Genomic DNA, 19,382 nt, shown 5'->3' with positions numbered 1-19,382 from the left:
GGAGGTCGGGCGGCGGCGGGCGGAGCCTGTACCTGCACTGCTCGGGCTCCGGGAGCCCGACCGTGGTGCTGCTGTCCGGGCTGCACGAGGCCTCCGACCCGTGGTCGCTGACGGACACCACCCCGCCCGTACCGAAGGCCCCGGCGGTGCTGCCGGGCGTCGCCGCTTTCGCCCGGGTGTGCACGTACGACCGGCCGGGCACCATCCGCCACACGCAGCCGCCGACGCCCACCACCCGCAGCACGCCCGTGCGGGGCACCCGGTCCCTGCCGGCCATGGTCCGGGACCGTTCGAGCAGGTCGACATCGCGGCCGGCGTCACCGACATCGCTCGCGGCGGGCCGGTGCCGCCGGTACCGGTGGCGGTACTCAGCAAGACCGAGCCCTTCGCCGCGCCGCCCAGCATGGCCAAGGACCTGCCGGCGAAGCTGGAGCGGGCCGGGCCCCAGGCCCAGGAGGCACTGGTGGCCCTGCGGCCGCAGACCCCGCACCTGCTGGCGACGGGCAGCGACCACTACGTCCAGCTCCACGACCCGGATCTCACCATCGCGGCCATCCGCCTGGTCGCGGACCGGTCCGCGGCATAGCCGGGGCCGGCAGTGGATGCCCGCCAGGAGTTGTCGTCCAAGTGCCACGTGGCCGGCCAACAGGTACCGCCGGCCCTCAGCCCGCGGACCTCGGCCGACAACTGCTCCGCGCACCCGGCCCCGCCCCTGGTCACACGGTCTTTATCGCGCCTCCGTCGATGATGTGGTCCGCCCCGGTGGTACTGCCGGCGAGGGGCGAGGCGAGGTAGGCGACGAGGGCGGCGACCTCGTCAGGGCGGACGAGCCTGCCGGTGATCATGCCCGTGGCGGTCGGGAGATGGGCCAGGAGCTGCTCCTGTTCCAGGCCCATCGACTTGGCCAGCTCGGCTCCGTAGCCGTCGGGGCTCTCCCACATGTCCGTACGGACGGCACCGGGCGAGACGGTGTTGACGCGCACGCCCTGGGGTCCGAACTCCTCGGCCAGCGCCTTGCCGAACGCGGTCAGTGCCGCCTTGGCGGTGGTGTAGGGAATGGGGCCCGCGTGCGGGGTCCTGGCTCCGTTGGAGGAGATGTTGACGATGGTGCCGCGGCTGCGGGTGAGGTGAGGCAGCGCGGCCCGGGTGGTGCGGACCGAGGCGAGGAAATTCAGGTCGAACGCGTCGTACCACTGCTGGTCGGTGAAGGTGAGGAAGCCGCCCGTCTGGCCCTCCCCGGAGTCGCCGCCGCCGACGTTGTTGACCAGAAGGTCCAGCCCGCCGAGCTCGGCCTCGGCCCGGGCGACGAGCCGGGCAGGGCCGTCGGCATGTGAAAGGTCCACGGACACGCCGATCGCGCCGGTGGCCTTGAGCTCCGGTGTGATCGTCCGCGCCGCGGCCACCACCCGCATGCCCTCGCCCACCAGTGCGGAGACGATGGCCAAGCCGATCCCCCGGCTCGCGCCGGTCACGACAGCGGCCTTGTTGGTCAGCTGCAGATCCATGGAGCACCCCAATCCAGAGATGAGTCTTTGTCGATGCGCCAACCCTAGAACTTGCAACACCGATGTCGCAAGTTATGAATGAATGGCGACTGTCACGTACTCTTCTAGGAGAGTCAGAAAGAGGGAGCCTCGTGGATCGGAAGAGTCAGCAGCGGCCGCTGCGCGCGGACGCGGAGCGGACCGTGAGGGCAATCCTGGAAGCCGCCGAGCGCGTCCTCAGCTCCAATCCGGCAGCCACGATGGAGCAGATCGCGGAGGCGGCGGGCGTCGCCCGGACGACCGTGCACCGCCGGTTCACCAGCCGCGAGGCCCTGGTGGACGCGCTGACCGCCTGGGCCACGCGACAGTTCCACGAGGCCGTGACGAGCGCCCATCCGGACACCGCTCCACCACTGGTCGCCCTCTACCAAGCGACCGCCAACGTCCTCCGGGTCAAGATCGGGTGGGGGTTCGCGATGAGCAGGACCACACCGGAGGACCCCGACACGGCACGAGCACATGCCGACGTCCTCGCTCAGTGCGACCGCCTGTTCCAGCGCGCACGGGAAGCCGGCGTGCTCCGCCCCGACACCGACCTGGCGTGGGCTCGCCGCGTCTACTACGCCCTCATTCACGAGGCCGCCCAGAACCGCTCGGACGAAGCCGACGATGTCGATGAACTGGCAACCCTCGTCGTCGACACACTGCTGCGTGGCATGGGTCGGCAGGGCAGCCTCCTCAGCCCTTGACAAGTTCCCTGCACGTGTGGCCCTGCACCGGGTTGTTGCACGACTTGCCCTCACGGGCCGGCCGCACGCCTTGACCAGCCCAACACCCGGCGAGGAATGGGCGGTAGCCAACACGGCGGAGCCAAAACCGGCTGCGAACGGCGGAGAGCGACTGCGAGGATCCCAGACATGCCAAGCCCTACCGTGCAAGAACTCCTCGCCAACGTGCACGGACTGACACCCGAACGCGCACGACGGATCGGCGATCACATCGATGAATGCAGACGGCTGCTGAACACACATGCCGACATGGACTCCGTCCAGCAGCATCTGAAGGACGAAGGCGTCGGCATCATCGACGCCATCCTGATCACCACCAGACTGCTGGAGGACCACCACCCGAGCCGACTGCGCGCAGCCCGCGAGATCGTGGAGTGCAGCCCAGCCCGTACACACCACACCACCTGAACGCCTCGGGCTTGTAGGTCCGCCGAACGGACCGATCCGCGGAGTTCGCTCACGAGGCAGTCGCATAGGATTTTGTGAAGATCGGCTCAGGGGGGCCGATCCTGCTCTCGGGGGAATCCACATGCGCAAGACCAACCGCGCCCTGGCCGCGACGGCCGGGGCACTGCTGCTCTCCGGCCTGCTGCCGTTCCAGAGCGCACTGGCCGACGACACCGAGCCGTACAAGCTCTGGACCTTCTGCACGAACGGCTGGGGCGGCTCGCTGTTCGATCCGAAGGAGAAGCCGGTGACCGTGCCGGGCGGCGAGGACGCCGGCTCGGGTTGCTGGATCAGCTTCGGCAGTCCCGACTCCGGCAAGACCTGGATCGGGTCGGACCTGCAACTGACGCTCGCCGCCGAGTCGGTGGCGGCCTCGGGGTACTCCCCGCAGCAGCTGGCCCGGATGCTGCTGGTCCGCACCAACAACGAAGCCACCGAGTGGGCCAAGGACTGGGCCATGCGCCGCTGGACGGTCGCCCCGGACGGCGCGCTGACGCTGACGGTCCCCGCCTGCACCACCAACTGCACCGGGGTGTTCCTCCAGATGTCCGGCGCGCCCCGGAAGCAGGGTGTCGTGCTGAAGGCCGAGCTGAAGGCCACCAGCCCCGGCTACGACTCCACCCCGCTGCCGATGTCGTTCGACTACTTCGGCCGCGAGGGCACCGAGCCGGTCAGCTTCGGCACGCCCGGCACCTTCGTGCCGGTGACGCCCACTCGGCTGCTGGACACCCGCAGCGGCGCCGGCGCGCCGGCGGCCAAGGTCGGTGCCGGCCAGTCGGTCAACGTCAGGATCGCGGGGCGGGCCGGTGTCCCCTCGGAGGGTGTCACCGCGGTGGTCCTGAACGTGACGGCCACCAACCCGACCGCGGGCAGCTACGTCACCGCCCACCCGCACGGCGCCGCCCGGCCGACCGCCTCCAACCTCAACTTCACCGCCGGGCAGACCATCCCCAACCAGGTCACCGTCCCGGTCGGAGCCGACGGGACGGTCGACCTCTACAACTTTGCCGGAACGGTCGACCTGATCGCCGACATCAGCGGCTACTACCTGGCCGGGGACAGCGGGCAGCGCTTCACCGCCGTCAGCCCGAAGCGACTGCTGGACACCCGCAGTCCCTGGATCACCCCGGGCACCCCGACCAGGCCGTTCGGACCGGTCGGAGCGGGCGGGACCATCACCCTGGACGTCGCCGGGAGTTACCCCGGCGCCAAGGCGGTGACCCTGAACGTGACGGCCACCAACCCGACCGCGGGCAGCTACGTCACCGCCTACCCGCACGGCAGCGCCCGGCCGACCGCGTCCAACCTCAACTTCACGGCCGGGCAGACCATCCCCAACCAGGTCACCGTCCCGGTCGGAGCCGACGGCAAGGTCGAGCTCTACAACTTCGCCGGGACGGTCGACCTGATCGCCGACATCAGCGGCTACTACTCCGCCACCGGCTCGAAGTTCGTCCCGACGGGGCCCACCCGGGTGCTGGACACCCGGAACGCCCCGGGCGCGCCGCTCGGCGAGCGCAAGGAGCTGGACATCCAGCCCAACTCGTGGAAGTTCGGCATCCCGCCGTTCGGGGTCACCGGCGTGACCATGAACGTCACGGCGACCGGTGGCACGGCCGCCAGCTACCTGTCGGCGGCACCGAGTTCGGGCTGCGACCGGTACCACGGAATGTACCCGGAGTACTCGAACCTCAACTTCACCGCAGGGCAGACCATCGCGAACGCGGTGACCGGCCAGCTTCCCCCGCTGAACTACTGCGGGCAGCGCACCTGGGCCGACGCGGTGACCATCTACAACCACGCGGGCACCGTGGACGTGATCGCCGACGTGAGCGGCTACTTCCTCCAGGACTGACCCTGCACGGCGCCGGCCCCCGTACCCTCCCCGTCACGGGACCGGTACGGGGCCCTCGCGATGTCCGGTCCGTCAGAAGCCGAGTTTGCGCGGCTGCTTGTGTGAGCGGGCCGGTGCCGGAAGCTGCCCCGCGACGATCGCGGCGAGCGCGAGCCCGAACCCCACGAGCTGGACCGGACCGAGCATCTCGCCGAGTACGACGGCACCGAGAACCGCGGCGACCAGCGGCGAGAGCAGGACGAGAACCGCCACCGAGGCGACGGGCAGCATGGTGATGCCGCGGAACCACAGGACATAGGCGATCAGACCTCCGACGAGACCCAGCCAGAGGTAGCCGAGGGCGGCGGGTAGGTCGATCACGGGCGGTGCCCCCTCGGCAAGGAAGGTCAGGGGCAGCAGGAAGAGGCCTCCTGCCGTGAGTTGCCAGCCGGCGAAGCTGGTGGGACTGGCCTCGGCCGGACGTCCCCAGCGCTTGGTGAGCGTCACCCCGAGCGCCATGGAGGCCGCGCTCGCAAGGCCCGCCAGGATCCCGATGAAGTCGAGTGCCGCGTTCGGCCCGATCACCACCAAGCCGACGCCGACCACGCCGACCGCTCCCCAGGCGATACGCCAGGCGGAGGGGCGCTCGTGCAGGACGGCCACGGCGAGAGCGGCGACGACGAGCGGCTGGGCCGCCGCAAGGGTGGCGGCCACTCCCCCGGGCAGGCGCTCGGCCGCGACGAACAGCAAGGGGAAGCACAGGCCGATGTTCAGCACGCCGAGTACGGCGGCCTTCCCCCACCACACGCCACGCGGCAACGTCCGGGTGATCACCAGCGCGATCAGGCCGGCGGGCAACGCACGCAGGAGCCCCGCGAACAGTGGGTGCCCCTGCGGAAGGAGCTCGGTGGTGACGACATAAGTCGTGCCCCACACCACCGGAGTGAAGGCCGTGAGGGCGACGCGAGGCAGATTCCCACGGGGAGCACCGCTACCGGTACCGGCTCCGCCGGACGTCCCTTGCACTGCTGAACTTGTCATGCCCGCAGTCTCATCCGGCAGCGATCAATGAGTCCAACACATGGTTTTCATCTCATCGATCTCGATGCACGATGGATCCGTGGACCTCCAACAGATGCGCTACGTCATCGCCGTCGCCGAGACGAACAGCTTCACCCGGGCAGCCGAGCGATGTCTGGTCGTCCAGTCGGCCCTCAGTCACCAAATCGCCCGTCTGGAACGGGAACTGGGCGCGAGACTCTTCGAGCGCACCAGCCGCCGCGTGCGGCTGACACCGGCCGGCGCGGCGTTCCTCCCCGCCGCCCGCCAGTGCCTGGATGCCGCCGAGCGAGCGGCCGCCGAAGTCGCCGCGGCCGTCGGCGAGGTACGGGGGCGGCTCGCCGTGGGCCTGATCCCCACCGTCGCCGCGGTCGACATCCCGGGCGCACTGCGGGACTTCCGCCGGCAGTACCCCCACGTACGCATCAGCTTGCGCGTGGGCGCGAGCGACGAACTCGTCGAGCAGGTCAAGGAAGGAGCCATCGAAGTGGCCTTCCTCGGGCTGCCGACCACAGCGCGCCCCCACGGTGTCGACTCCCGTGAACTCGCCCGTGACCGCCTCGTCGCCGCGGTCGCGCTCGACCACCCCCTCGCCCAGGAAACAGCGGTCGACCTTCGCAGGCTCTCCACCGAGGTGTTCGTGGACCTGCCGGCCGACACAGCCGGACGTGCCCAATCCGACCAAGCCTTCTCAGCCGCGGGCCTCAGCCGCGACGTCGCCTTCGAGGTGACCAACGCGGACTACTTGGCCCGACTGGTCGGCCAGGGCCTCGGAATCGCCCTGCTCCCCTCCGCCTACGTACCCCAGCTCACCGGCATCACCACCATCGAGGTCACCGACGCGCCCGCCCGCGTCGAGTACGTCATCTGGAGCCGCGCCAGCCTGACGCCCGCGGCGACCGCCTTCCTCGCCGTTCTTGACATCCCGGCCATGCCCGGCGCGGAGTGAAACCCCGCACGGCACTCCGGGCTCCGGGCGGCCTTGATGGCGGATGCCACTGCATTCAGGAGGTCCGGGTGTGGTGCTCCAGCAGTCGGGTGAGCAACCGCACGAGCTGATCGCGTTCGGCCGGGCCCAGCGGCGCGAGCAGTTCGTCGTGGAGGTCGTCCAGGACCTCGTCTAGGAGGCGTAGGTGGCGGCGGCCCTGGGGGGAGATCGTGATGATGTTGCGGCGCCGGTCGCCGGGATCCGGCGCCCGTTCGACGAGGTCACGCTCGGCCAGCTCGTTGAGCACGCCCACCATGTCGCTGCGGTAGATGCCGGTGCGCCCGCTCAGCACCGCTTGGCTCCCCGGCCCGAAATCCAGCAGTGAGGCGAGCACGGCGTAGTGCCACTTGTGGGCGTCGACCTGGGCCAGCCCCTCGTTGATCAACCGATCCGACCTCACGGACAGTTGCGACAGGAGTCGGCTCGCGCGTCGGCGCAGCCTGTCGGGGGTCTTGGGCGCCCCGTCGTCGGGCATGTCGGCGGCATCGGCTCTGCTCATGGCGCCGATCTTATCCGTTGCGTTAGTCGGACTAACGATATACGTTCGATCATGACAAACCGTTAGTGCCGTAAACGATTGAGTGAGCTCCAAGGAAGGAAAATCTTGCCCACCAAGAGCTTGCAGATCCCCACCGCAGACGGCCAGGCCGACGCTTTCGCCGCCTTCCCCGACGGTGGCGAGCGGCACCCGGGGGTGCTGCTGTACCCGGACGCCTTCGGCGTGCGGCCCGAGTTGGAGAACAAGGCCCGCGAGCTTGCCGGGCATGGGTACTACGTGCTCGTCCCCAACCTCTACTACCGGCACGGCGCGACGCCGGTGGTCGACCTTCCCGAACACATCAGCGAGGACAACCGGCCCGAACTCTTCACCCGGCTACTGCCCTTGGTCGAGGCCCACACCACCGAACGGATCCTGCGCGACGCCGACGCGTACCTCAGGTTCCTCACCGCCCAGCCCGAGGTCAGCGCCGGGCCCGTCGCCACGATCGGTTACTGCCTGGGTGCCGCCCTGGCGATGCGTACCGCAACGGCCCACCCCGACGAGGTCGCCGCCGTCGCCGGCTTCCACCCCGGCTTCCTGGTCACCGACGCGCCCGACAGTCCGCACCGCCTCTTCCCCAAGCTCACCGCCGAAGTCCACATCGGCCTCGCCGAAGGCGACATGGCGCCCGAGGTCCTCAGCGAGTTCAACCAAGCCCTGGACGCCGCAGGCGTCGACTACACCACCGAGATCTACCCCGACACCGTCCACGGCTTCACCATGTCCGACACCTCCGCCTTCAACCCCGCCGCGCTGCAGCGCCATTGGGACCGCTTGCTCCCCCTCCTGGGCCGCACCCTGACCAACAGCTGACGCTCCGTCCGGAGACCGAACCCCAACGTGCGCGGATGCTAGCTTCCTCCCCATGGTGGAGCACCAGGAGATAACCGGGGCGGCCTACGACGGGGTCGTCGAGCTGTATGCGTCGATGTTCGCCGATCGGCTGGAGACGCAGCCGTTCTCGCGGAACGTGATCGGCATCTTTGCCGAGCTGGTGCGGGGGACGGGGAACCTGCGGGCAGCCGATGTTGGCTGCGGACCCGGACATCTGACGGCCATGCTGCACGACTTGGGCCTGGACGCCTTCGGGCTGGACCTCTCCCCCGCCATGGTCGACCACGCCCGGCGGGCCCATCCGGCGCTGCGGTTCGACGAGGCACGGATGGAGGCCCTGCCGGTCGAGGACTCCGCGCTCGGCGGCGTGCTGGCCCACTACTCGATGATCCATACCCCGCCCGGGGAACTGCCCGCACTGCTCGCCGAGCAGGTGCGCGTCCTGGCACCAGGGGGCCTGCTCCTGGTCTCGTTCTTCGGGACCGACGGACCGGAGCCGGTCCGCTTCGACCACAAGGTGACGCCCGCCTACAGCTGGCCGGTGGACCGCTTCGCCGAGTTGCTGGACGGGGCCGGGCTCGTTACGTTCGCCCGGCTGCTCCACGACCCGGCCTCCGAACGTGGCTTCCTCGACGCCCACTTGCTGGCCCGCCTGCGCTGACCGGGACCTCGCCGGTCCGGCCGGCGAGCAGGCGCGGGGCGCTTTCAGTACCGGCGGATCAACGGCGCCGCCTGCCACCACCGGCCCGCCGCTGCTCCGAACCACACTCCCGCAACCGATGCGGACGGAAACCGATGCGCCATGATCGAGCCTTACGTCCAAGTGATCGTTCCGAAAAGCAACGCAGACCACCCTGACCGACACGGCTGGCACGTATTCACAGGCTGCCCGGCCTCAATGCGCGAGGCGCCACGAAACGCACGCCAAGCCCACGACGCCACCCTCGCCGCCCACGCGTCCGGTGCCGACGTCCTCCGCGAACGCAAGGGCGGCTGGACGGCACGCGCACTGCGCCCCGGCTGGCAACTCCACTGGCATCAGGCCACAGTCCTCGCCGGGAGGAACCCGGCCGACTGTATCCGGGCCGACGACTTTCGGTGGCCGGACATGAGCGAATGAGGGGACAGCTCGAACGGAAGGTCGCCGTCAGCCCACGGCTCACGCGGGCATGCGGGCGTGCGGGCGAGCGGGCGGCGCAAAGGCCGTGTCAGTAAGGCCGTTGCAGTCGTGGGGATTTACGGCGGAGCGACGGCCCCCACCGCTTCTTGGTTTTCTCTGCAAAATCAGCGTCCGATCCCTGGACCGGCCTGCATTCCTCGCCACGCGGGCACTACTCTCCCCGCCGTGAACATCAACATCAACGGCTTCACCCACCTCCCCCGGCCATCCGCGAGGAGATAGCCGACTTCCTCGACACCCGCCGCAAGATGAACCCCACCATGGCGGACCTCCTCGAGAACCTCCTCGACCGGCTCCTGGCCGACCACCACATCGAGGCCGGTACGAACGAGCCCACCCCCTACGTCCGCGTCAAGAACCCGGGCACGAAGTCCTTCGTCTACGTCAACGCCCCCGGCAAGGTGGACCTCCTGCTGGAGCCGCACGACGCCGACGAGTACATCGCCACCGGGTACGCCGAGGCCCAGCAGAACACGATGGGCTACCGCGTCACCGTCCAGCTCAAGAACGTCGTCTCCGTCCTCGTAGCCGCCGAACTCGCCCACATCGCCGCGGACAAGCAGCGCGCTTGACGCTTCGCGGTCCAGTCCCGCTCCCTGGGACGCCTCTGTCGTCTTTGACCTGCGGAAGCTACTGTCCGGCCGAGACATCTGACGACCCGTTCAACATGGCCGGCGACCTCGCCAAGGACCCCGAGCCCGGCAAGAAAGAGACCGAGCCGGCTGACGGCACCACCCAAGGCGCCAAGCCCGAGACGCCGCAGATCAGCGAGGGAAGGTGGATCGCCGCCTCCATCATCGCGGTCGTGCTTCTCGACGGAGTCGCCATCGCCAACGCGAGCGGCAAGGACACGAACGCGGAGCCCACCCCGTCGGCGTCGCCCAGCTGCGTCGGGACCGGGTGGGAGGCGTACGTGGAAGGCCGTGACTTCGGCCGGGCGAACGCGGAGACGGCCCACATACCCGCCGACAAGGCCCACAAAGCCAACACCCTCGGCGAGGAACTCTACGAAGCGGCCAACGGGCAGGCGAACAATCAGTCCAAGGACCTGATGGACGCCATGGCCGTCGACCGCGCCGACGCCCAATGGTGGTACGAGAAGAACATGCCCAGCGGGCTGCGCGCCAGGTACCGGGAGAACTGGAACGACCTGGTCAAGGGCTGCATAGGCGGCACGATACCCATGTTCGACCACCCCTTCGGATACCCCACCGCCAGCCCGACTTCCACCGGCGTACGGCTCGGCGCAGATACCGCCGGCGCTTCCTGCGGCGTCGGGCCACCCGCTAGAAGCGCTGGACGAACTCGCAGGTGTTGGGTACGACGAGGCTGTCGCGGGCGGTCCTATCGGCGAGCAGCACGTCGAGGCCGGGGCCGCAGTCGATCTGGTCGTAGCCGCCGTTGCGGCTGACGATGACGTCGTTGCCGCCGCGTCCGATCATGGTCACGGTGATCAGGGTCGGGCCGTTCCAGCCGTCGAAGTCGGTGAGCCGGTCGGGGCCGTCGCCGCCGATGAGGATGTCGTTGCCTTGCCCGCCCACGAGATCGCTCGGGAGATCGGTGTCGTTTTGAGCCGTGTCGTTCCGGTCGCCGAGGTTGGCGACGATCCGGGTCACGCCCTCGCCCGCGCAGAGCACCGTATGGCCGCTCCCGGAGCAACCTGGTCCCGCGGTGAGATTGCTCGTCGTGTCGGTGATCCGGAGGGTTCCTGCGCTGAAGGTGTCGAAGGTGACCTTGTTGGTCTCGCCGGGCAGGGCCGTAAAGGTGAGCCGGCCGTTGCTGATCGCCACGAAGGCGGGGCTCGCGGACGCGGGGCTCGCGAAGGCCATCGTCAGCGTGAGCGCGGCCACGGCGGAGGCGGCGACGCGGACAGCGGTGCGGAGACGTGAAGCGGTCGAGCTCATCAGTACTGGTCCTTGCGATCGGCGAGCACGGATCTGGTCCTGGATCCGTCGCCCCCTTCGCTACCCGGGGTGACAGAGCGGCTCACCCCTTCATCCCACAGTGACCTCGTGTGCCGCAGTAGGCCCCCCGTCCGGCCCAAGCACCACGCCCCTCGCCAGGGCCCGGTGCGGCCGGGCCGGCGGACGACATTCTGCCGGAACCGGCTCCACGAGGCGTGGCTCCGGATGGACAGGTGCTCGAGCGCCCGTTCATGGACCGCTGTGGACCAGTGAGGACCACAGGTCAGGCCGGTCCGGTTGGGCCTCACGGAGCTCCCGGGTGGCATGGTGCAGCGCGAGGGCGGCGCGGTCGGCGGCGGGTGTGTCCGGCAGACGGCGATAGAAGGCGTGGGCGGCGACGGCCGCCAGGGGATCGTCGAGCGGCCAGAGGCTGGCGATGACATGACGGAATCCGGCCAGGTGGAAGGCCGAGGCCAGATGGATCACCTCGTCTGCATGCTGCACGCCTCGGTCCGCGGTGGAGCAGGCGGACAGGTAGGCGAGTTCGGCGGCGGTGAGGTGCAGACGGCTGACGTCCGGGATGGAGAGGGTGCCGTCGGCCAGGCGGAGGCCACCGCGGGAGGGGGCAGCGAGGTCGGCGCTTGCGTGGCAGGCGAAGTGAGCCCAGGTGGCACTGTGCAAGGCGGTCAGCACGTTGTCGAGGTTGGCGTCTTCGCCGATCAGCGGCGGTGGGTCCGGTGCGTGTGCGTGCAGGGACGCGGCCTCGGTCACGGTGTGGGGCAGATCGGGTCGGCCAGGGGTCCGTTCGATGGCGACCGTGAGCTGCCGGCGCGTCGTCGCGGCGGGCCTGGAGCGGCTGTCCGCGAGTGTGCGCAGCGTCGGGGCGTAGGAGGACACGGCGTGGTCGAGCGCGCCGGGCCGTCCCGGGAGGCCGGCGGCGTGCAGGGGGAAGATTCCCAGCAGTCCGGTGGGCAGCCACCACAGACGGGGTTTCGACTCGACGGTGCCGATTGAGGTCGGCAGCGCGGTCAGCACCGGTTCTACGGTCGAAGTCCAGAGCCACTCGAGGATCTCCGGGATCACCCGCTGCTTGCTGAGGGCTGCGGTGAGGCTGCCGGCGCGCGTGGCGTCGAGCAGCTGCGTGGTGCGAGCCATGCAGTCCTTGAGGGTGAGCCGGTCCAGTGCGACCGGCACGGGCGCGGCGTCGGCGGTGACGATGATCGCGTCGCTTCTGCGGTAGCCCGTGTTCACCAGCACCACCGCTCCGCCCGTCGCCGCCGGACGGAGTTCGTCCAGCCGCGGTGGGAGGTGGAAGCGGTCGAAGCGGTCGTGCTGTCGGATCAGGGTGAGCAAGGCGTCGTGTTCGTTCCAGAGTTGCTTGCGGTCCGCGACCACCGAGGCGTTTTCGGCCGGCATGCGTCCTCTGCCGGCCGCAGTGGCGTTGAGTCGATTCCGGTTCTCCCGGAACCTCTGTGCGAGGACGGGATGTGCTTCTTCGAGCTCGGTGAGGTCGGTGCGGGTGTCGAGGTGGGCAGCCAGGAGGATGCCCCTCCCCATTTCGGCGATCTCCACCGCCCCCGTTGCATCCCCATTGGCGCAATGGGCCGCGATCGCCTCGCCGACCAGACCGAAGTGCTCCTTGAGGCGGTGCTCCTGATCGGCCCAGCCGGCCTCCCGGGGCACGACCGAGGGCAACAGCTTGACGGCGGCGTCCAGCAGTCTTTGGGCCGACGAGGGATCGTCCATCGCCTGGGCGAGCGAGCCGGCCGAGTGTCCGGCATGGACCCGATGGACCGGGGATGCGCCTGCCGTACGGGAGACCTGAGCCTCCAGGTGACGCAGCGCCGTGTACCCGATCCGCTCCCCGCCGGCATCGAACCGAAGGAAGTAGAGACCGGCGAGGTTGGACAGGTGCCTGGCTCGGTCGACGTGCTCGTCGGGTGTGGCGGCCACAGCCTGCTCCGCCAGCTCGACGGCCCGCGCCAAGTACCGGGATCTCTCGGCCTGGTCCCGCGACCCGTCATTCCGCTCGAAGCCCGAGCGGTACAGGGTCCCGAGATTGGAAAGGTACATGGCCCGGTTGACGTGATCGTCGGGCGTGGCTGCGAGGCCCTGCTCCGCGACCTCTATGGCCCGCTCCAGATACCGCGGCCCCGCACCGCGCTGGAACCCCGACCAGTAGGTGATCGCAAGGTTGGAAAGGTACTTGACCCGGCTGGGTTGACCGTCGGAGGTGGCCTGAACAGCCCGCTCGCCGAGCGTGACGGCCCGTTCCAGGTCGCTCGGCACACCGTCCCGATCGAACCTCGACCGGTAGGCCTCCCCTAGGTTGGAGCAATCCCCTCCTCCGTCCGGGTCGTCGTCCCGCGCTCCCACAACAGCCTGCTCGCCGAGCGCGATCGACCGGTCGAGATCGCTCGACACGCCATCGCGCTCAAACCGCAGCCGGTATGCGAGCTGCAGGTTGGCCAAGGGCAGCGACCGGGCGGGGTGGTCCTTCGGAGTGCCCGAAACCGACTGCTCGCCGAGCTCGATCGCCCGTTCCAGATCGCCGGGCCGCCCGTCGCGCTCGAATCGGTGCGCGTAACAGCTGGCGAGGTTCGTGAGGGCCAGTTCCCGATCGCGGCGGTCGTACGTGGCCGCCTGCTCGCCGAGCTCGATCGCCCGCTCCAGGTCGCTCGAACCTCCGCCGCCGAACTCGCACCTCGAGTGGTAGCTGCTGGCGAGGCTGGTCAGTGCGAACACCCGGTCGATGTGGCCCTCGGGGACCGCCGCCATACCCTCCTCGCCGAAGTCGACTGCCCTGTTGATGTCGCTCCGTACTCCGGTCCGCTGGAACCTGAGTTCGTACGCGCTTCCCAAACAGGCCAGGTACACGCCCCGGTTCCGGTGGTCGACGGGGGCGGCAGCCTGCGCCTCGGTGAGGAGGCTGATGGACACCTCGAGGAGGGCCGGCTCGGCACTGACCTGGGCGCGCTCGTGAAATCTGGCACCGGCCTCGGCTTGCTCCTCGTACTTCGCCTCCGGCCCGACGAGATCGCGCCACTCACGGGGAATCCGCTGGGTGGCACCGGCCTGCGGCTGCAACTGCCACAGCGCTCGTGCGGCTTCGTCGACGCCTGCGCCGCGGAGGGCGTCGAGCTTCCCCGAGACGTACCGGGCTGCCCTTCCCAGAAGATCATGGATCGCCACACCCCCTCGCCCCCTCACCCCTCCGCGCCCCGTGCTCCGGCGCGCCCCCCTGCGCGGCCACCAATCGCCGACACCCTCTGTCGGTAGCCGAATACGCACCGCTAGCATGCCTCCATCTCCGCGCCGGAAACAGGGGGAATGCATGGATCCAGAAGAGCGGCGCGCACTGACCGCTTTGTGTGCGGAGTTGATCGAGCTGCGGAAAGAATGCGCTCAACTACCCGATGACAAGCAACAGTTACTGTCGCGGATCGAAGTGGAGGCCAGGGCCCGGCGGCCGGTGCTGCCGCTGCTGCGCGAGTTGCTGGGCACCAGCCGCTCCGACCCGCTGCAAACACTCGGCGGCGGACTGCCGGGGGCGGGCCCGGGACGGGCCGATGAGGAACGGTTCGGCTGTCCGGACCGGGCTTGCGACCGAACGGCCACCACCTATCCGGCAGGACCGGTGCCCCGTTGCCGGCTGAGCGGCGAATCGATGAAACGGACGTAGATCCATGGGCAAGTTCTTCGAGGAACTGGCCAAGAAGCTGGCGGAGAAATGGGTCAGCCTCCTTCTGCTGCCCGGAATACTGTTCGCGGCCGCCGCATGGCTGGGTACGCGGCTCGGGCACCGGCACGCATGGGACCGCTCCCTGCTGAACCGCGCCGTGTCGGACACCGCGGCCGCCGTCGGGCGCCAATCCGCCGGAACCCAGGTGCTCCTGCTTGCCGGAGCACTCCTGGTGAGCACCGGCATCGGCCTGGCCGTACAAGCCATGGCCGGGCCCACTCGGCTGTTGTGGCTCGGCCAGTGGCCGCGGCCGCCGGCCTGGCCAGGCGCAAGGCTGGTACGGAACAGACGAGACCGTTGGCTCGCGCTCGTGGAACGACGGCAGGAGCTGGAGAACGCGGCTCCCGCCGAGTCGCGAACCCCCGCTCAGCAGTACGAGGTCGACCTCGCAGCGGCCCGCGTCAACCGCCTCGCCATGGCCATGCCCGGCCGCCCGACATGGATGGGTGACCGCATCCACGCCGTCGAGCAAATCGCCCGGGACCGCTACGGTTTGGACCTGGCCTTCGCCTGGCCCCGGCTGTGGCTGGTGCTGCCCGAGAACACGCGTGCCGACATCACCGCCGCGCACGCGGGGTTTGCCGCGGCCGTCGCCACCGGTACCTGGGCTTGGCCCTACCTGATCCTCGGCGCCGTGTGGTGGCCTGCGGCCCTCGCAGGCATCGGCATCGGCCTGACGGGGTGGACGCGCGCGCGTGCCGCCATCGCCGACGTCGGCACGATGTCCGAAGCCGCCCTGGACGTCCACGGCCGCGCCCTGGCCGTTGCCCTCGGCGTCGGCGCTCCGAACGCTGTGGGGCCGCTCACGCCCGTCGAGGGGGAGGCGCTGACCGGCCTGCTGCGCAAGGGGCGCTGACCTGACTGGCCTGGCGGGGGTGGCCCATCGGCGACGAAGCCTCCGCAGCTCAGGCCTGTGTCCCATAGATGATCCCGACCGCGCCGGGCCAGGGTGCTACTTCTCCAGCGCCCGCACCGCCTGCCGCTCCAGGTCCAGGCAGCGGTCCACGCGCTCCGCGCACGCGTCGAAGAGCGTTCGTCGCCCCTCGGCGCCGGCATCCGGGTCGGCATCGCGGGCGAGCACGGCCAGCTCCGACCAATGCAGGGCGGACTCCCTGAAGAGCGCGGCAGCCTCCGGGCGTCCGACGAGGTCGAGGAAGTCGGCGTACAGCGGCCGGGTCGCGCCCGGAGCGGTCCATTCCTCCTCCAGGCAGGCATACAGCCGCCCGGTGCCGAAACGGAAGGCCTCGGGCGAGCTGCCGAACCGACGCTCCCAGCCCACCTTGGTGGTGCTGTCGCGCAGCTGCGCGGCGAGCTTCTCCATCCCGGTGAAGCCGAAGTTCACGTCGAACTTGTTCCCCAGAACCGGCCCGGTGAGATGCGTGATGGTGGAGGCGATCGCCCCTGCCACATCCGGCTCCCCCTCGGGCGGCCCGGTGGGCACGATCAGCTGGTGGCGGCCCTCGCGGTGCGCGGTCCAGGCAGCACCGAACTCCTCGCGGTCGATCCGGTACGGGGTCTCGGCACCGTCCTCGATCAGCAGGTCGTCGCCGTCGTAGCCGGCGATGACAACGGTGTACGGGTCGGCGCCCGTCATCTCGGCGTCCGGGTCGGCTTCGTGCCAGGGCAGGGAGGAACGGTCGACCACGCAGAAGGCAGGCTGCCCCTGGTCGAGCGCGGCACGGACCCGGCCCCAGCGGGGCTTCATCGCGCGCGTGGCGTCGTACGGGATCCCCAGGCGACCGAGCGCGACCTGCACCCAGGGCTCGGGATGGGCCTGGGCCACGATCGTGGCGATGGGCAGCCGGCCCTCGTACTCGAAGACGAAGTACATGAAGCCGATGCCCCCGGCCAGGCCGGCAACGAACTCCTCGTCGTGGACACTGCCCAGGGCGTGGCGGATGAGGGAGGCCTCGCGGTGGCGTCCGGTGCCGAAGTCTTCGTACACGAGCACAGTCATGCGGTCACCCTATCCGCGGAAGCCACGCAGACCACGCGCGCCGGGTGTCAGTCGCCTCCGCCGCCACCACAGGAGGAGCCGCCACCGCAGGACACGCCGTCGCCGCAGGAGAAGCTGACGCCGTCGTTCGTCCACGATCCGGAACGCCGGCGCCTCCGCGAAGACCTGCCCCGGAACGCGCCGCCTCGCACGGCCTGGAAGAGCCCCCAGGCGAGACCGACCCCGACGACTATCAGGTATTCCATTTCCGTTACCCCCGTTTCCTCTCCATTCTCGCCTGTGACCCTGCCGCGGGTGCTTGCCGGCGGTCACCCAGCGCGGCACCCGCGCGCCCGGTGACGGACGCGCAGTCGCCTCGGAGCCCGGCGAGCGGTTGAATACCCGGGTGGTGAACTGGGCACAAACGCACGACTGTCACTTCGAGACCGATCGCGTCCCCGAGCTCTTGGAGCAGCTGGAGCGGGAGAGCGACGCAGAAGCGTGGAAGGAGCTGGGGTACAGGCTGGTCCTCGAGTACGACCTCGTCTCCCCCGCCGGCTTCGCCGCACTGCCCCGCCTGGTACGCCTCGCCTCCGGCAGCGCGGACGCACGCCGTCTGGCCGGAGAGATCATGGAGCGTGCGGCAGGGCAGCACGGCTGCGACGAGCTACTGGCGGACTGCGCTGATGCCATCGTGGAGTTCCGTGGACTGCTGCACAGGCACCTACGGACGAGGCCGGCCGACTACCTCGCAACCTTCCGTGCGCTGCTGGCGGTTGAGGAGGAGTACCACTGGGCGGCTGTCCTGGGAGACTTCTCGGACTTCTACCGACTGGACTGCCCCCACTGTGCCGTGGAAGTGACCGTCGCCATCGGCGACTACGGCCGGTACTCGGCGATCCGGGACTGGAACCTGGGCGATGTGGACCGGCGTGACCTGCGGCCGGCGCCCGCCGAGGGATTGTCCGGCGTCGGCCGATGGATGTACGAGATCGCTGACCGGGACGGGGAGAACGCACTGGCCAACGGAATCCTGCACCTCTTCGGCAAGGCGGAGTGCCCCGGCTGTGCCAGCGTCTTCCACCTCGCGGACGAGTACGCATCCGCCAACCGCCCGATGCCGATCGACTACACTATGTAGCACTCTGCATACGCTGTGTAGGATCTGGTGCGTTCGTACCAGGCTGGTGCGGTCTTGGAATGCTCGCCCGCGCGCCGTTCCGGCCCCTCATCACCGAGGAGATGCATGCGCAAGTGGAGGATGTCGGCCGCGGCCGCGTCGATGGCGATTGTCGGGCTCCTTGCCGGAACGTCCCCCGCCGCAGCAGGGCCCGACCCATCCGCCCCGCCCAGCGTCCCCGCGGGGCCGGCCGCCGACGACCCGGGGAGCGGCGTGGAAGCCGGGAAGGCCGGCTCGGACGCGGACGCGGCCGCCGTGATCCGCTGTGCGGGGCAGGTGCAGCGTCCGCACAACTCCACTCACGTACCCGGCACGGTGAACGTCGTTGTGACCGTCTCGTGCACGGCGGCCGTTCCGGAGATCACCACACGGGCCGCCCTCTACAAGAACGGACAGCTCGTCAACCAGTCAACGCTGCGCACCCAGCACAACAGCCGTTCGGCACAGAACAACGCGGCGGTCCGGTGCAGTCCCGGCAAGTACCGCGGCTGGATGTACTTCAAGGTCGTCTTCCCGCCCGGGTACAACCCGCCCACTGCCTCCGCCAACGGCCTCGGCCAAGAAGTGGCCATCAGCTGCTGATCCGCTGCCACCGGAAGGCAACCCCACGTTGCAGTGGGGTGCACGCCGGGAAAGGAGTTCCCGGCGTGCACCCCACACCGATCCGAGTCCTGGCCCGGAGAACTGCAGACCTCGACGCCTCGACGGATCCGAATGCCTCCGCCGATGCAGGGCTGCGCCATTTCACCTCGGTCATGTCGTTGTGGACCGAGCCCGAAACGGCTGCCCAAACCGGCGGCAGAAACGTCATCGCAGCCGCCGACGCGGACGAAGTGGCCGACAGTTGCGTGCTGTTGCGCCTTCTCTCACGCCACGAGCCGAGCCTCGTCCAGGGCCCCCTGGATCGCACGCGCCAGCACTGGATCGGCACCGGTCCCCACGAGCTGACGCCATCACGCCACCCCACCCTGGCCCGCGAACGGTTCACCACGCCCCGGGAGGCCCCGACTCGGCCACCCAGCACGAAGCCCTTCCACCTGGGTCTTTACACGTCCACGGCGCAACGCAACGGGCCGGGCATGTGGCGGATGTACCTGGACCAGGGCTCGAATCTCCATCCACCGCCGTGGCACACCTGGGAGCTCCACGTCACCGACCCCGCAGCCGCTGTCCTGGAGATCACAGGAGCCTGCGACTGGGCGGCTTTCGTCGGGCGATACGCATCCGTGCACGCCGACGCCGTCTTCCCCGACTGGGGCGAGGTCGCCGAGGACTACGCCGGGGTGCACGTCACCCTCCGCGCGATCCTTGCGACCCAGGGCTTCAGGTTCGCCGTCGAGGACGGTCTGACCGCCCCTCCCTACTGGGACATCGAATCCACCCTGTGGCTCCGCTGGTGCTTCTCCTCCATCCGCCTCGTGGAAGTAGCACCACCCGGCGCCCTATCCTGCGGGCCGGCTTGAAA

The 19,382-nt window shown here is 69.7% G+C and carries 20 protein-coding genes; 13 read left to right on the top strand and 7 right to left on the bottom strand.

The window, feature by feature from the left end:
- Positions 1-178 precede the first annotated feature (178 nt).
- On the top strand, positions 179-586 hold the full coding sequence (locus ACFWBN_RS22155) for a hypothetical protein (RefSeq protein WP_385178605.1): 408 nt from the start codon (positions 179-181) through the stop codon (positions 584-586).
- A gap of 130 nt (positions 587-716) precedes the next feature.
- On the opposite strand, the gene ACFWBN_RS22150 is transcribed toward ACFWBN_RS22155, so the two are convergent.
- Entirely contained in the window at positions 717-1,505 is a 789-nt protein-coding gene (locus ACFWBN_RS22150; protein ID WP_385178604.1) for an SDR family NAD(P)-dependent oxidoreductase, read from the bottom strand.
- 131 nt (positions 1,506-1,636) lie between these two features.
- On the opposite strand from ACFWBN_RS22150, the gene ACFWBN_RS22145 reads away from it, so the two are divergent.
- The 3 genes from ACFWBN_RS22145 (at position 1,637) to ACFWBN_RS22135 (ending at position 4,574) form a co-directional block, all read left to right on the top strand.
- Positions 1,637-2,233: a TetR/AcrR family transcriptional regulator gene (locus ACFWBN_RS22145; protein WP_385178603.1), complete on the top strand. Its 597-nt coding sequence runs from the start codon at positions 1,637-1,639 to the stop codon at positions 2,231-2,233.
- 168 nt (positions 2,234-2,401) lie between these two features.
- Entirely contained in the window at positions 2,402-2,680 is a 279-nt protein-coding gene (locus tag ACFWBN_RS22140; protein WP_385178602.1) for a hypothetical protein, read from the top strand.
- Positions 2,681-2,801: 121 nt separating this feature from the next.
- Positions 2,802-4,574: a hypothetical protein gene (locus ACFWBN_RS22135; protein WP_385178601.1), complete on the top strand. Its 1,773-nt coding sequence runs from the start codon at positions 2,802-2,804 to the stop codon at positions 4,572-4,574.
- Positions 4,575-4,646: 72 nt separating this feature from the next.
- Here the strand turns inward: ACFWBN_RS22135 and ACFWBN_RS22130 are convergent, their stop codons facing one another.
- Positions 4,647-5,489 (bottom strand): EamA family transporter, encoded by an 843-nt coding sequence (locus tag ACFWBN_RS22130; RefSeq protein ID WP_385178600.1) that lies wholly within the window; start codon positions 5,487-5,489, stop codon positions 4,647-4,649.
- Positions 5,490-5,673: 184 nt separating this feature from the next.
- Between ACFWBN_RS22130 and ACFWBN_RS22125 the strand changes: the two genes are divergently transcribed.
- Positions 5,674-6,561, top strand: a complete 888-nt coding sequence (locus ACFWBN_RS22125) for a LysR family transcriptional regulator (protein WP_385178599.1) — start codon at positions 5,674-5,676, stop codon at positions 6,559-6,561.
- A gap of 55 nt (positions 6,562-6,616) precedes the next feature.
- Here ACFWBN_RS22125 and ACFWBN_RS22120 read toward each other — a convergent pair whose 3' ends face one another.
- The gene (locus ACFWBN_RS22120) at positions 6,617-7,099 is read right to left on the bottom strand and encodes a MarR family winged helix-turn-helix transcriptional regulator (RefSeq protein ID WP_385178598.1); all 483 of its coding nucleotides are present in this window, start codon (positions 7,097-7,099) and stop codon (positions 6,617-6,619) included.
- Between the two features lie 105 nt (positions 7,100-7,204).
- Here ACFWBN_RS22120 and ACFWBN_RS22115 point away from each other — a divergent pair, with 105 nt between their 5' ends.
- From ACFWBN_RS22115 to ACFWBN_RS22105, 3 genes are all read left to right on the top strand, one after another.
- The gene (locus ACFWBN_RS22115) at positions 7,205-7,954 is read left to right on the top strand and encodes a dienelactone hydrolase family protein (protein WP_385178597.1); all 750 of its coding nucleotides are present in this window, start codon (positions 7,205-7,207) and stop codon (positions 7,952-7,954) included.
- Between the two features lie 52 nt (positions 7,955-8,006).
- Positions 8,007-8,636: a class I SAM-dependent methyltransferase gene (locus ACFWBN_RS22110; protein WP_385178596.1), complete on the top strand. Its 630-nt coding sequence runs from the start codon at positions 8,007-8,009 to the stop codon at positions 8,634-8,636.
- Between the two features lie 767 nt (positions 8,637-9,403).
- Positions 9,404-9,727, top strand: a complete 324-nt coding sequence (locus ACFWBN_RS22105; protein ID WP_385178595.1) for a hypothetical protein — start codon at positions 9,404-9,406, stop codon at positions 9,725-9,727.
- Between the two features lie 463 nt (positions 9,728-10,190).
- Here ACFWBN_RS22105 and ACFWBN_RS22100 read toward each other — a convergent pair whose 3' ends face one another.
- From ACFWBN_RS22100 to ACFWBN_RS22090, 3 genes are all read right to left on the bottom strand, one after another.
- Positions 10,191-10,322 carry a hypothetical protein gene (locus ACFWBN_RS22100; RefSeq protein WP_385178594.1) on the bottom strand — a complete coding sequence of 44 codons (132 nt, stop codon included), beginning with the start codon at positions 10,320-10,322 and terminating at the stop codon, positions 10,191-10,193.
- 119 nt (positions 10,323-10,441) lie between these two features.
- The gene (locus ACFWBN_RS22095) at positions 10,442-11,059 is read right to left on the bottom strand and encodes a hypothetical protein (protein ID WP_385178593.1); all 618 of its coding nucleotides are present in this window, start codon (positions 11,057-11,059) and stop codon (positions 10,442-10,444) included.
- 249 nt (positions 11,060-11,308) lie between these two features.
- Positions 11,309-14,359 carry a CHAT domain-containing protein gene (locus ACFWBN_RS22090; protein WP_385178592.1) on the bottom strand — a complete coding sequence of 1,017 codons (3,051 nt, stop codon included), beginning with the start codon at positions 14,357-14,359 and terminating at the stop codon, positions 11,309-11,311.
- Positions 14,360-14,393: 34 nt separating this feature from the next.
- Between ACFWBN_RS22090 and ACFWBN_RS22085 the strand changes: the two genes are divergently transcribed.
- Complete coding sequence (locus tag ACFWBN_RS22085) at positions 14,394-14,741, top strand: hypothetical protein (RefSeq protein ID WP_385178591.1); 348 nt, start codon at positions 14,394-14,396, stop codon at positions 14,739-14,741.
- A 4-nt stretch (positions 14,742-14,745) separates the two neighbouring features.
- A complete protein-coding gene (locus tag ACFWBN_RS22080) occupies positions 14,746-15,657 on the top strand; it encodes a hypothetical protein (RefSeq protein WP_385178590.1) in 912 nt (303 codons plus the stop codon).
- 96 nt (positions 15,658-15,753) lie between these two features.
- Here ACFWBN_RS22080 and ACFWBN_RS22075 read toward each other — a convergent pair whose 3' ends face one another.
- Positions 15,754-16,758, bottom strand: a complete 1,005-nt coding sequence (locus ACFWBN_RS22075; RefSeq protein ID WP_385178589.1) for a BtrH N-terminal domain-containing protein — start codon at positions 16,756-16,758, stop codon at positions 15,754-15,756.
- Positions 16,759-17,146: 388 nt separating this feature from the next.
- On the opposite strand from ACFWBN_RS22075, the gene ACFWBN_RS22070 reads away from it, so the two are divergent.
- The 3 genes from ACFWBN_RS22070 (at position 17,147) to ACFWBN_RS22060 (ending at position 19,380) form a co-directional block, all read left to right on the top strand.
- Positions 17,147-17,878, top strand: coding sequence for a hypothetical protein (locus tag ACFWBN_RS22070; protein ID WP_385178588.1), 732 nt, complete (start codon positions 17,147-17,149; stop codon positions 17,876-17,878).
- Between the two features lie 105 nt (positions 17,879-17,983).
- Positions 17,984-18,499, top strand: coding sequence for a hypothetical protein (locus ACFWBN_RS22065; RefSeq protein ID WP_385178587.1), 516 nt, complete (start codon positions 17,984-17,986; stop codon positions 18,497-18,499).
- Between the two features lie 65 nt (positions 18,500-18,564).
- Complete coding sequence (locus ACFWBN_RS22060; protein ID WP_385178586.1) at positions 18,565-19,380, top strand: hypothetical protein; 816 nt, start codon at positions 18,565-18,567, stop codon at positions 19,378-19,380.
- Positions 19,381-19,382: the final 2 nt, after the last annotated feature.

The sequence above is a fragment of the Streptomyces sp. NPDC059989 genome, from assembly GCF_042736975.1.
In the GTDB taxonomy this organism is placed as follows: domain Bacteria; phylum Actinomycetota; class Actinomycetes; order Streptomycetales; family Streptomycetaceae; genus Streptomyces.
This window is presented reverse-complemented; position numbering and strand designations above follow the sequence as displayed.

Bases quoted from the DNA above. Each gene is read 5' to 3' on its own strand.
- ACFWBN_RS22110 (WP_385178596.1), top strand. From the start codon at position 8,007: ATGGTGGAGCACCAGGAGATAACCGGGGCGGCCTACGACGGGGTCGTC.
- ACFWBN_RS22135 (WP_385178601.1), top strand. From the start codon at position 2,802: ATGCGCAAGACCAACCGCGCCCTGGCCGCGACGGCCGGGGCACTGCTG.
- ACFWBN_RS22080 (WP_385178590.1), top strand. From the start codon at position 14,746: ATGGGCAAGTTCTTCGAGGAACTGGCCAAGAAGCTGGCGGAGAAATGG.
- ACFWBN_RS22105 (WP_385178595.1), top strand. From the start codon at position 9,404: ATGAACCCCACCATGGCGGACCTCCTCGAGAACCTCCTCGACCGGCTC.
- ACFWBN_RS22065 (WP_385178587.1), top strand. From the start codon at position 17,984: ATGCGCAAGTGGAGGATGTCGGCCGCGGCCGCGTCGATGGCGATTGTC.
- ACFWBN_RS22150 (WP_385178604.1), bottom strand. From the start codon at position 1,505: ATGGATCTGCAGCTGACCAACAAGGCCGCTGTCGTGACCGGCGCGAGC.
- ACFWBN_RS22140 (WP_385178602.1), top strand. From the start codon at position 2,402: ATGCCAAGCCCTACCGTGCAAGAACTCCTCGCCAACGTGCACGGACTG.
- ACFWBN_RS22100 (WP_385178594.1), bottom strand. From the start codon at position 10,322: ATGCAGCCCTTGACCAGGTCGTTCCAGTTCTCCCGGTACCTGGCGCGC.
- ACFWBN_RS22120 (WP_385178598.1), bottom strand. From the start codon at position 7,099: ATGAGCAGAGCCGATGCCGCCGACATGCCCGACGACGGGGCGCCCAAG.
- ACFWBN_RS22075 (WP_385178589.1), bottom strand. From the start codon at position 16,758: ATGACTGTGCTCGTGTACGAAGACTTCGGCACCGGACGCCACCGCGAG.
- ACFWBN_RS22085 (WP_385178591.1), top strand. From the start codon at position 14,394: ATGGATCCAGAAGAGCGGCGCGCACTGACCGCTTTGTGTGCGGAGTTG.
- ACFWBN_RS22095 (WP_385178593.1), bottom strand. From the start codon at position 11,059: ATGAGCTCGACCGCTTCACGTCTCCGCACCGCTGTCCGCGTCGCCGCC.
- ACFWBN_RS22090 (WP_385178592.1), bottom strand. From the start codon at position 14,359: ATGCTAGCGGTGCGTATTCGGCTACCGACAGAGGGTGTCGGCGATTGG.